Source organism: Halomonas sp. TH-94 (assembly GCF_057473365.1).
In genome coordinates, this window is sequence record NZ_JBYCKL010000072.1 from 18,907 (window position 1) to 29,619 (window position 10,713).

Sequence of the window (10,713 nt, forward strand, 5' to 3'; positions counted from 1 at the left end):
ATCAGGTCTGCTCCCCGCCGGCCTCGACTTCACTACCGCTCAGCAACGCTTCGAATGCCCCGACGCTCATGGGCCGATAGAAATGATAGCCCTGAAAGAGACGGCAACCGCGTGCCAGCAGGTATTCCTGCTGGGCCCGGTTTTCCACTCCTTCCGCCACCACGTCGATGCCCAGGTGTTGGGCCATGGCCAGCACCGTCTCCACGATGGCGGCATCGTTGCCGTCGGTATCGAGATTGCTGACGAAGCTGCGATCGATCTTGAGTTCGTCCAGCGGCAGCGACTTGAGGTAGGAAAGGGACGAAAAGCCGGTACCGAAATCGTCCAGCGCCAATTTGACCCCCAGCCGCTTCAGCGCCTGCATGCGCTCAACGGCATCCTCCAGCCCGTCTATCATTATGCTTTCGGTCAGCTCCACCACGAGCCGCGCCGAATCGATGCCATGAGTAGCGGTCACCCAGGTGAGGCCCTCGACGAAGCCGGGCTGGGTGAAATGACGCACGCTGATGTTGACCGACAGCCGCGGTAGTGACGCCGCCGGCAAGCGGGCCAGCAGCCCGCAGCAGCAGTCCAGCATCCATGTTTCCAGCTCGACGATCAGGTCGCTCTCTTCGGCAATGGCAATGAAAACCTCGGGGGAAACCCAGCCGTGCCGAGGGTGCTGCCAACGCATCAGCGCCTCGCCGCCGATGACGCGCTCGTGCTCATCGAGCTGAGGTTGAATGGCGATACTCAGTTGATCTTCCGCCAGCGCGCGACGCAGCGCCTGCTCCATCTCGAGTCGCAGGCTGAGCTGGGTCTGCATCGAGGGCTCATAGCCGCAGATCTGAGCACGCCCCTTGAGCTTGGCCTGGTACATGGCGGTGTCGGCGTGACGCAGCACATCGCCGACATCCTCGTCGCCCAGGGGAAAAAGGGTGTAGCCGATGCTGGGCGTCACGCTGATACGCTGTCCTCCTAGGTCATAGGCCCGACGCAGGGTGGTCAGCAGCCGCTCGGCACGGTGTTCGGCCCGCTTGAGCTCCAGCTCGCGATCGGTGCTCAGAGCGGGCATCAGCACGACGAATTCATCGCCGCTGAGCCGCGCCGCCATCCCGTCCTTGTCCAGGCTCAATAGCAGCCGCTTGCTGACCTGACGCAGCAGCTCGTCGCCCACTGCGTGGCCCAGGGTATCGTTGATGATCTTGAAACGATCCAGATCGAGGAACAGCAACAGCCCGACGCGACCGTCGTCACGCCTGTCACGGATGGTGGAGGCCAGCGTCTCGATCAGTAGCCGGCGATTGGGTAGCTCCGTCAGTGGGTCGAAGTAGGCCTGCCGGTGAATGGTCTCCTCCGCCAACTTGCGTTCGGTGAAGTCCTCTATGATCGCCACCCCACCTACCACCTCACCCGACTCATTGCGCAGGGCATTGTAGAAAGCGCGCAGCGGCGTCTGTTTGCCGCTCACCACGGTACGATAGGTACCCTCGAAATAGCCGGTACCACTCTCCAAGGCGTCGCGTATCGCTCTCGTCACGCGCTCATCGTTCAACTGGGTCAGCAGATTCATGCCCAACAGTCGCTGACGGCTGGTGCCAAGAATATCGAGACACATGTCATTGCAGTCGACCACTCGCCCCTCGCGGTCGAAGTGCATCACGCCAAGTGGCGTGTGGCGAAAGATGGCGCGATAACGCGCTTCACTGACGCGCAGCTGCTGCTCACGGGAAGAGACGATCAAGCGCAGAGCTATGTTGTCGGTGATGTTGCGATGCAAACGCCGGCTGGTCACCAGCACCAGCCCCAGGAAAAGAACGACCATGGCGGCCAATAGCCAAGAGTTCGCCGTTCCCTGGAGCAGCAGCTGTACCAGCAGCGGCAGCATGGCAGGCAGCACGAATAGCGGCGCCATCCAGGCCACGGAAGAGAGCGTGGTCACCCCCCCTGCCGCGATACCGGTCAGCACGATCGCCAGTGCGGTCAGCTGTCCCTGGTGCTCTGTGGTGAACATGGTCAGCCCCGCCACACCCCATATCGCCCCGGCAGTGCCTGCTCCCCAGGCGAAGCGAAACAGCCAACGCCGCCGATGACGCTGCTGCGCTGGCTGGCGATGGTAGAACCAGGCCAGCCACAGGCGCGCGCCCGACACCAACGCCAGCGACGCAAGCCAGCCTGTCAGCAATGGCCTCGGCATGATCGGCCACATGGCAGCCACCAGCAGGCACGCCGCCAGCACGCTCGACAGCACCGGCTGCCACAGCCGTTCATAGAGAAGGCGAACCTGCTCATGGGCCAGCTGGCGGCGGTGGGACACGTCCGCCATCGGCACGGCATCTAGTTCTCGTTGCTCATCCTGAAGCGGGAGAGACATGCAGGGATCCGGGTATGTGGTTGTTCTGAAACAAGCATCTTTACTCGATACCGCCACCATTAGCGAGGAGTCTCCCTCAACGCAAAGCCCCCTGGCAGCCGCCGATAACCCTGCCAAGAGTCGCCGGGTGGCGTTTTCGGTCATCAAAACACCATCATCGGTTCATATGAGCGTAACGTTTCGCCGCCACTCTCCGAGCACCCCCTTCGTTTGCCCCAGGAGAGCTTTCTCATGATTCCGCAACAGCAGCCCGGCAGTGTCGACCCCATCCTGGCCGCCGGCGACGAGCCAACCAGCAACGTTTCCGGCAATACCTATTTCGGCAATATCCTCGAGGCACGCCTGAGCCGTCGCACGCTGCTGCGCAGCAGTCTGGCGGCAGCCATCGCCGGCGCCATGGCCACCAGCTTGCCCTTCGGCCGAGTTCTTGCCGCCGGCACCCCCTCGCCGAGTATCGGTTTCCAGGCAATCCCGGTCGGGACCGGCGACAGCGTGGTGGTGCCGGAAGGCTACCGGGTACAGGCATTCATACCGTGGGGCACACCGATCAGCGGCGACATGCCGGCCTTCTCGCCGGACGCCAGCGGCGAGGACCAGGCCCATCAGGTAGGCAGCCACCACGACGGCATGCACTTCTTCCCCATCGACGGCAGCTCCCGAGATGGCTTGCTGGTGCTCAACCATGAGTATGTGGAGCCGCGCTTCCTGCACGCTGTCGCGGCGGGCATGGCTCTCGACGCCGACGGCTTCCCGCAGCACGAGGATGGCTCCAGAGACGACGATCAGGTGCTCAAGGAGCTCAACGCTCACGGGGTCTCGGTGGTGCGGGTTCGCCAGGGCGAAGACGGACAGTGGCAGGTGGTACGGGATCGTCTCAACCGCCGGATCACCGGGCTCACGCCGATGCAGCTGGCCGGACCGGTAGCGGGCAGCGAGCACGTGGTGACGAAGTACAGCCCGGACGGCAGCATGACCCGTGGCACTCTCAACAACTGCGCCCATGGCGTCACACCGTGGAACACCTACCTGGCCGCCGAGGAGAACTGGGCCGGTTATTTCGCCAATGAGGATGCCAGTATCGACCGGCGCCAGGCCCGCTACGGCATCGAGACTCGCGCCGAAGGGCGTTACCAATGGCACCGTGCCGAGGGCGGCGCCGACGAGTTCGTGCGCTTCGACGCCACCTCTCGCGGCACCACGGCAAGCGAGGACTATCGCAACGAGCCTCACACCTTCGGCTACATGGTGGAAATCGACCCCCACGATCCCGAGAGCACGCCGGTCAAGCGAACCCACCTGGGCCGCTTCGCCCACGAAGGGGTGATCTTCGCTCCCGCGGTAGAAGGTCAGCCGGTGGTCTGCTACTCGGGGGACGATGCCCGTTTCGAGTACATCTACAAGTTCGTCTCGGCCCGGCCCTTCCAGGCCGCCACCGCCGATGGCTCGCTGCTCGACGAGGGCACACTCTACGTGGCCAGGTTCAACGATGACGGCAGCGGCGAGTGGCTGGCCCTGGCCCCGGGCGAGAACGGTCTGACCCCGGAGAACGGTTTTGCCGACCTGGCCGATATCCTGGTCAATAGCCGCAGCGCCGCCGACCTCGCCGGAGCGACGAAGATGGATCGCCCGGAATGGGGCGCCGTCGACCCCGCCACCGGGCAGGTCTACTTTACCCTGACCAACAACACCCGCCGCAGCGAGGAGCAGGTCGACACCGCCAACCCGCGCGCGGAAAACCACTTCGGTCATATCATCCGCTGGCAGGAGGACGGCACGCATGCCGCCGAGCGCTTCGAGTGGGATATCTTCGTGCTGGCCGGCGACCAGGATAGCGGCCGCGACCTGGCCGGCGAACCGCTGGGTCAGGAGGCCATCTTCTCCAGCCCCGACGGACTGTGGATCGACCCGGATCGCCGCGTGTGGATCCAGAGCGACATCAGCGAGTCGGTGATGAACACCGGTATCCACGAGGTGTTCGGCAACAACCAGATGCTCGTGGCCAACCCCGAGACCGGCGAGATCCGTCGCTTCCTCACCGGGCCTATCGGCCAGGAGATCACCGGCGTGATCACCACCCCGGACCAGCGCACCATGTTCGTCAACGTGCAGCACCCGGGCGCCACCACCGCCGCCGAAGCGTTCGCCGCGGGCGAGCTGGCCAGCCACTGGCCGGACGGCGGCAGCGCCATCCCGCGCTCGGCGACGCTGATCATCACCCGGGAAGACGGCGGCATCATCGGTGCCTAGCAAATACCCGCGCGAGTGAATCGCTCGGCGATTCGCTTGGACGGGCCGTCCCAACGCAACGGGCCCCGCCATTGGCGGGGCCCGTTGCGCTGTGCTGCGTTACCTCACGGGGTGCCCTGGCGGAACGCTTCCTCGAAGCTGAAGCGCGGCTCCGGCGCGTCGGGCAGCAGCCTGGCGCAGGCGTGCACCTTCTCCAGCAGCTCACCGTGGGCCGGCGCCAGCAGGTTTACATGAGCGAGCTTGCGTCCTGGCCGCTCGCTCTTGTCATAGCGATGCAGGTGGGCGTCGGTGATGGCGAGAATCGCAGCCGGGTCGCCCTCCTGCCCTACCACGTTGACCATGCAGGTGGGTTGTCGTGCCGAGGTGTCGCCCAGCGGCAAGCCCTGAATGGCGCGCAGGTGGTTCTCGAACTGGCTGGTCACCGCACCGTCCATGGTCCAGTGGCCGGAGTTGTGCACCCGCGGTGCCATCTCGTTGGCCAGCAGCCGGCCATCGCGAGTCTGGAACAACTCCAGGGTCAGCACGCCGACGTAATCGAGCTCGTCGAGCAGTGCGCGGATATAGCCATCGGCGGTCTGCTGCACTTCGTCGTCGAGATCCGGCATCGGCGCCAGTGAATAGCGCAGGATGCCATCCACGTGCACGTTCTCTGCCATGGGATAGAAGGCCATTTCGCCCTCGCGGCCCCGCACCGCGATGATCGATACCTCGCGCACGAAGTCGACGAAGGCCTCGACGATCAGCTGGGGGTGATTGATGCTGCGCCAAGCGTCGGCGGCCTCGGCCGGATCGCGCAGCACTGCCTGGCCCTTGCCGTCGTAGCCTTCGGTGATCGACTTGGCCACCACCGGCGTACCCAGCTCACGGGCCGCGGCTTCGAGTGCTTCGGCGCTCTCGACGATTCGATAGGTAGGCGTGGGAATGCCCAGGCGGTCGAACAGCGCCTTCTCCTCGGCACGGTTCTGGCAGATGCGGATCGCCTCGCTGGAAGGGTAGACCGGCTTGACCTCTTCGATGGCCTGCACCAGTGCCACGGGCAGGTGCTCGAACTCATAGGTGACGAGATCGACCTTGGCCAGGAAGTCATCCAGGTGCTTCCGGTCCGTGTCTATCATCACCTCACCGATACCCGCGCTAGGGTGGCCGGTGGTATCGAGGAAAGTGAAACGGTTGGCCAGGGGGTAGCCGGCCAGGGCCAGCATTCGGCCTAGCTGTCCGGCACCGAGTACGCCAATGTTCATGGTTCGCTCCTTCATTCGCTGTCGGGGCGAGGGTCGGGGTTGTCGAGGACCGTGCGGGTTTGCTCGTCGCGAAACGCCTCCACGGCAGCACGCACCTTCTCGTCCTGCAGAGCGACGATCTGCGCTGCCAGCAGCCCGGCATTGGTGGCTCCGGCCTTGCCAATGGCAAGTGTACCCACGGCAATGCCACCCGGCATCTGCACGATGGAGAGCAGCGAATCGAGTCCTTTGAGCGCCTTGGACTCCACCGGCACGCCGAGTACCGGCAGCGCCGTCTGGGAGGCCACCATGCCCGGCAAGTGGGCCGCGCCACCGGCACCGGCCACAATTACCTGCAGGCCGCGCTCGGCAGCGGACTTGGCATAGTCGAACAACAGGTCGGGCGTGCGGTGAGCCGAGACGACTCGGGTCTCGCAGACCACTCCAAGGCGTTCGAGCATCGCCACCGCGTGCTCCATGACCGGCCAGTCGGATTTCGACCCCATGATCACGCCTACGCGTGGCTGCTCACTGCTCGGCATCTAAGGCTCCCGGTTTGACGCTGAAATGCGAAGGGCAGGTATTCTAACGGCGCCCGAAGGCGCCGTCATCTAGACCAGTTGGGCAAGGGCGCCTCAGACGCCCCCAGGCCTAGCCGCCGCTCGGCGAAGCCGCTGCCATCTCACGCCGACTGGCCAGCCAGTTGGCTCCGATGGCCACTATCATCACCGCCACCCCAACCGCCTCTATCAAGAAGTTGGGATAGAAGACCGCCACGATGGCGCCCGTAATGGCGATGCGCGGCAGCCACGACATACGAGTGAAGAGATACCCCTCCAGCGCTGCTGCGAAAGCCCCAAGCGCCAGTATCGCGATCACCCCGTTCCATGCCAGCACATGCAGCGGGCCGCCCATGATGATCTCGGGGTTGAAGACCATGAACATCGGGATCAGATAGAGCCCCTTGGCGAATTTCCACGCCTGTACCCCGGTGGCCATCGGCTTGCTGCCGGCAATCGCCGCCCCGGCAAAGCCGGCCAGCGCTATGGGTGGCGTGACATTGGAGTCCTGCGAGTACCAGAACACCACCAGGTGCGCGATCAGCAGCGGAATGCCGAACTCGGCGGTAAGTGCGGGCCCAACCAGCACGATCAGCACGATATAGCTGGCGGTAACCGGCAGCCCCATGCCCAGGATCAGGCTGGCCAGCAGAACCATCAGCAGCGCCAGCACGATGTTGCCGCCGGAGAACGCCATCATCATGGCGGAGAACTTGAGACCCAGGCCGGTCAGACCCACGACGCCGACGATGATGCCGGCGACGGCGCAGGCCAGGGAGACCGCCACCGCATTGCGTGCCCCGAGCTCGAGCCCCTCGATGAGTTTGACGAAGCCGGCCCAGATCGCCCGGCCGATAGTGGCTATCGTGACGGGCTGGCCCTGCCGCGGTGCGATGAACAGGAACCAGATGGAATAGCGCAGCGCAGCCACGGCCACCATCGACACGACTGCATAGAAGCCTACCCTCATCGGCGACATGTGCATCGCCAGCAGCCATACCAGCACCGCCAGCGGCAGCAGGAAGTGCCAGCCTTCACGCATGACGTCGCGCATCTGCGGCAGTTCGCTACGCGGCAGTCCCTGCATGCCCTGCTTGAGCGCGATGATGTGCACGAAGAGATAAACGGTAGCGAAGTACATGATGGCGGGCAGAATGCTCACCTTGACCACGTCCAGGTAGGGCGTGTTGGTATATTCGGCAATCAGGAAGGCGCCGGCTCCCATCAGTGGCGGCATGATCTGGCCGCCGGTGGAAGCGGCAGCCTCGATCCCGCCCGCCTGGTGGGGCTTGTAGCCCAACCGTTTCATCAGCGGAATGGTGAAGGCGCCGGTGGTCACGACGTTGGCGATGGCGCTACCGGAGATCGAGCCCATGCCGGCGGAAGCGATGACGGCAGCCTTGGCCGGACCGCCGCGCTGACGCCCTGTGGCGGCATAGGCCATATCGATGAAGAACTTGCCTGCGCCGGTGCTTTCGAGAAAGGCACCGAACAGCACGAAGACGAAGATGAACGTGGCCGCCACCCCCAGCGGCAGGCCGAAGATCCCCTCCTGGCCCAGATAGAGCTGGCCCACCACGCGATCGATATTGTAGCCGCGGTGCTCGAGAATGCCGGGCATGAACTGCCCCAGCCAGGGCAGCTCACCCCGTGGCCCGGCGAAGGCATAGAGAATGGCGATCAAGCCGATGATGGTCATGCCCAACCCCACCGCGCGGCGGCTGGCCTCGAGCACGGTCACGGTGGCAATGCAGCCGACGATGATATCGGTCTGGCTCCAGAAGCCGGCGCGACGAATGATCTCGTCGAGATAAAGCACCATGTAGCCACCGGTGATCAGCGCTCCGGCGAAGAAGGCCGCATCGATCAGCCAACCCAGCACACCGCGCTTGCGGTTGGGACCGAACACCGGAAAGATCAGGAATGCCAGCATCATGATCAGCATCAGGTGAATGCTGCGCTGATAGAACAGGCCCAGCGGCTGGATACCCGCCGAATAGAGCTGGAACAGCGACAGCCCCACAGCGACCAAGGTGATCAACCAAAGGATCGGTCGGGGCTGGATGGCATTGCCACCGGGTACGGTGACAGGAGGGTTGGCAGATTCGCTCATGCGCGCCTCTCAGGGGGTGGAGTCAGGGGTGCGCAGGTGGATCGTCACCCGCTCACCGGCCGCCTTCTCGCTCAGGCTGGTCCGGCGCCCGTCGTGCAGCAGTCTATGGTCAACCTTTTCGGAGCCGACCCTCAGTCGATACCGGTTGCCGGCAACCGGCTCGTCGATATCCTCGATCCAGTAGCCGCCCTGCCCATCCGAGACCTGACGCCCTCGTCCCGGGATATGGCCCAGTCCGGCGGCAAAGTCGGGCTGGTGGCTACGCTCCAGTACCATTCTCCCTTGGATATGGCGATAGCAATCCTGCACGCGGATACCCGTCACCGAGTGATTCCACTCCAGGCACCAGCGTTCGCCTTCCGGCATCGGCAGCGCAACCAACACTTGATCCTCGTCATCGAGCACTTCCAGACGCGAGGTGTCGGCCAATGCACATGCATAGGTCAGAATCAGCACGCAGAAAGTCGCCGGCCCCAAGGCACGGCGACTCAGCGTGACAAGCTTGGCGGAAGTGTCCATGAGGAATGGACCGCCAGGCTACGACGTCTCTACGGACGCTGGTGGTCGGCCACCTCTGCACCCACTTCTTCATAGTAGCGCAGGGCGCCATCGTGGAACGGCACCGGGGTGGAATCGATGCTGAACTCGATGGTGGTGTCATTGGCTGCCGGGTGCACGGCGATCAGTTCGTCGGTGTTCTCGAACAGCAGCTTGGTCAGCTCGTAGGCGAGCTCATCGTCCATGTCGGAGTTGACGACCAGCACATTGGGAATGCTGATGGTCTGGACCGCTTCATCCATACCGTCGTACATACCGGCACGCAGTTCGTAGGTGGCGAAGACCGGCTCGACTTCACGTGCGTTCTCGATCTCTTCATCGGAGAGGCCGATCAGACGAATGTCGCGGGTGGCAGCCAGGTTGAGGATCGAACTGGTGGGCGGACCCACGCTCCAGAAGCCGGCATCGATATCGCCGTCACGGATGGCATCGGCCGTCTCATTGAAGTTCAGACGCTGAGGACGGAAGTCATCGTAAGTGATGCCGTTGGCTTCCAGCAGGGCGCGGGCGTTGAGCTCGGTGCCGCTGCCGGGCGCACCGACGGAGACACGCTTGCCTCGCAGATCTTCCAGCGACTGGATGTCGGAGTCGGCCAGGGTCACCAGCTGCACGGCGTTCGGGTAGACGGATGCCAGTGCACGGGTGTTCTCGATCTGGCGACCTTCGAAGTCACCGCTGCCGTTGAAGGCCTGATAGGCGGTATCGGCCAGCACCAGTGCCAGGTCGGCATCGCCGCGCATGATCAAGCCCATGTTCTCCACCGAAGCACCGGTCACCTCGGCCGTGGCGCTGGCTCCTTCGATGTGGTTGTTGATCATCTCGGCGAAACCGCCGCCGATCGGGTAGTACACGCCACCGGTACCGCCAGTGGCAATGGAAAGCTGCTGCGCGGCAGCCAGCGGAGCCGTGGCCAGCAGCGATGCTGCTGCAGCGTATTTGAGAGCTCGCATGGAATCCTCCGTCCTGAAACCGGAACGTTTATGGTTGTTCATGATAGCGAACCGGGCGAGCCGGGACGCTTGACTGACAAAAACTATCACGCCCCGCCACTGCGGGGCCAATCGGCAGTTTCTACGTTATTGTAATTTTTCGGCAATTCCACCAAGGTCGGTTAGCCACCCCGCCTTTCACCGAGGGCCGGCGCGGCGCTGCGAAAAAGTCGTCAATCGACACTGGCAAAATCGTCAAAATCCCCCCATGATGTGGTTGTCGCAATCGCCCACTGGAGCATCATGAGTACGGCACGACATTTTTCCAACGCGGATCTTATCGACCCCCCGCGAAGTTGCCCTGACCTCGATGTCAGGGATCTGGAAAAGCGCACACGTCTGATGCGCATCGTTACACGGCTTATCGCCGTATCCGACCTCGGCTGCCGCGAGATTGCTCGCCGCGCCGGGCTACCGGCACAGAAGATCAGCGATCTACTGTCCGGACGCCTCGAACACCTTACCCTTGACGAGCTGAGGCTCGTCTACCACAGCATCGATCCGGACGGCGCCGTCAATTACTAGCAGCCAGCTGCTGTAAGCCACCGTCGATGACATGCTGCCACGGCCGCATACGAAACGCCTCGCCCTGGAGCGAGGCGTTTTTTTGTCTCGCGGCCGGTCACGCGACGGCGACCGAGACCCATCACTCCTCGCGCTGCTCGTACTCCTC

General features: G+C 63.8%; 8 protein-coding genes. 2 read left to right on the forward strand and 6 right to left on the reverse strand.

Annotated elements, in window-relative coordinates; genetic code table 11:
• Position 1: 1 nt before the first annotated feature.
• Positions 2–2,353 carry a putative bifunctional diguanylate cyclase/phosphodiesterase gene (locus tag AC2VNO_RS14345; protein WP_486934765.1) on the reverse strand — a complete coding sequence of 784 codons (2,352 nt, stop codon included), beginning with the start codon at positions 2,351–2,353 and terminating at the stop codon, positions 2–4.
• Between the two features lie 231 nt (positions 2,354–2,584).
• On the opposite strand from AC2VNO_RS14345, the gene AC2VNO_RS14350 reads away from it, so the two are divergent.
• Entirely contained in the window at positions 2,585–4,600 is a 2,016-nt protein-coding gene (locus AC2VNO_RS14350) for a PhoX family protein (RefSeq protein ID WP_486934766.1), read from the forward strand.
• Between the two features lie 104 nt (positions 4,601–4,704).
• Here the strand turns inward: AC2VNO_RS14350 and AC2VNO_RS14355 are convergent, their stop codons facing one another.
• The 5 genes from AC2VNO_RS14355 to AC2VNO_RS14375 all read right to left on the reverse strand — a co-directional run bounded on the left by AC2VNO_RS14355 (position 4,705) and on the right by AC2VNO_RS14375 (position 10,001).
• Positions 4,705–5,841 (reverse strand): 5-(carboxyamino)imidazole ribonucleotide synthase, encoded by a 1,137-nt coding sequence (locus AC2VNO_RS14355; RefSeq protein WP_486934767.1) that lies wholly within the window; start codon positions 5,839–5,841, stop codon positions 4,705–4,707.
• 11 nt (positions 5,842–5,852) lie between these two features.
• Positions 5,853–6,362, reverse strand: coding sequence for a 5-(carboxyamino)imidazole ribonucleotide mutase (gene purE / locus AC2VNO_RS14360; protein ID WP_486934768.1), 510 nt, complete (start codon positions 6,360–6,362; stop codon positions 5,853–5,855).
• Between the two features lie 109 nt (positions 6,363–6,471).
• A complete protein-coding gene (locus tag AC2VNO_RS14365) occupies positions 6,472–8,493 on the reverse strand; it encodes a TRAP transporter permease (protein WP_486934769.1) in 2,022 nt (673 codons plus the stop codon).
• A 9-nt stretch (positions 8,494–8,502) separates the two neighbouring features.
• On the reverse strand, positions 8,503–9,012 hold the full coding sequence (locus tag AC2VNO_RS14370; protein ID WP_486934770.1) for a DUF1850 domain-containing protein: 510 nt from the start codon (positions 9,010–9,012) through the stop codon (positions 8,503–8,505).
• Between the two features lie 29 nt (positions 9,013–9,041).
• Entirely contained in the window at positions 9,042–10,001 is a 960-nt protein-coding gene (locus AC2VNO_RS14375) for a TAXI family TRAP transporter solute-binding subunit (protein ID WP_486934771.1), read from the reverse strand.
• A 282-nt stretch (positions 10,002–10,283) separates the two neighbouring features.
• Here AC2VNO_RS14375 and AC2VNO_RS14380 point away from each other — a divergent pair, with 282 nt between their 5' ends.
• Complete coding sequence (locus AC2VNO_RS14380; protein WP_486934772.1) at positions 10,284–10,565, forward strand: XRE family transcriptional regulator; 282 nt, start codon at positions 10,284–10,286, stop codon at positions 10,563–10,565.
• The last annotated feature ends 148 nt before the right edge of the window (positions 10,566–10,713 follow it).